Consider the following 452-nt stretch of genomic DNA (forward strand, 5'->3'; position numbering starts at 1 on the left):
TCTTACGCAATTCCATCTCACCCTGACAACTGACACACATCGTGCATCCCGGATACGCTTTCCGGCGCTCATCAAGTAACTTGTCACCGCACTCCTCACAGTGCGTTGCTGATACTGCTGAGTGGTTGAGTCTGTGCATATTCAGTGCCGCGTCACGCTGCAAATCTTCAAGCGTTGATGCGTTATCGATAATGTCAGCCATTTTCAGTGCTCCATGAACTGTCGGTTAATTCGGTTGAAGGTGAACGCGAGAAAATAAAAAGGCCGCATTAGCGACCTTGTGATTTGCGATAGTTTGTTTCTCATGCGGCATTTTCCTGTCTTGCGAATAAGTCCATTTGCGCGGTATCTGCGTTACCTACTATGAATGCCTCGCACGACTCAGAACATGAACCTGCATTATTCCCGCCACCACCTCTAATTGTTGCTGCGATGTCCGCTCGATCGTAATC

The 452-nt window shown here is 48.5% G+C and carries 1 protein-coding gene; it reads right to left on the bottom strand.

The genetic code is table 11. The features are described 5' to 3' along the window. The coding region (locus tag B9P82_RS28150; RefSeq protein WP_101701465.1) for a TraR/DksA family transcriptional regulator at positions 1–202 on the bottom strand (202 nt) is incomplete at its 3' end. Between the last annotated feature and the right edge of the window lie 250 nt (positions 203–452).

Source organism: Citrobacter sp. L55 (genome assembly GCF_002850715.1).
In the GTDB taxonomy this organism is placed as follows: Bacteria; Pseudomonadota; Gammaproteobacteria; order Enterobacterales; family Enterobacteriaceae; genus Citrobacter; species Citrobacter braakii.